Below are 632 nucleotides of genomic sequence, written 5' to 3' on the forward strand. Positions count from 1 at the left end.
CTCTTTAAGGTAGGACTTGTGGCACTTGGTTCGTTCATTTTTGGTCCACTCATTGCCGCATTAGCCGCAGCGGGAGCAGCGTTTGTCACGCTTGGCTATACTATAATGACAACGCCCATAGGATGGCTAATTGGCGGCATCGCAGCTCTTGTAGGCGCTGGATATTTGCTCTACAAAAATTGGGACAAAATCAATGGCTGGCTGCTTACATCATTAGCCATAGTAAGCGCAGTTTTTATCAGGCTTGCTTTCGCTCTTTCAGGACCAGTGCTTTCAGCCTTCACTTCCGTTGGTTCTAAAATTACCGGTCTGGATGCAAATCTTGGAAAATCCCTGCTCTCAAAAATAATCGCAGCAGATAAAGCTTTTATTAGATTTTCTGCTACTCTGGGAAGATCACTGCTTTCAGCCATAGGTTCGGTTAGTGCAGCTTTTGCTAGTCTTGCTAAAACTCTTGCAAGAACGCTATTTTCAGCCATAGTCTCGGCTTCTTCCGCAATGGCTGGTCTTGCTGTAACTCTTGTAGGTACACTGATTTCTGCAATAACTGCCGTTAGTGCTGCTTTTATATCGCTTGGTATCGCAATCATGACCACTCCTATCGGCTGGATCGCTGGCGGCATAGCAGCCCT

The 632-nt window shown here is 46.2% G+C and carries 1 pseudogene; it reads left to right on the forward strand.

Features of this window, described 5'->3' with window-relative positions:
• Positions 1 to 632 (forward strand): annotated as a pseudogene (locus ACFINR_RS09560) (phage tail protein); the annotation flags it as partial.

Origin of the sequence: Bartonella sp. AP19HLJMH, from assembly GCF_042196245.1 — a bacterium.
Classification (GTDB): Bacteria; Pseudomonadota; Alphaproteobacteria; order Rhizobiales; family Rhizobiaceae; genus Bartonella.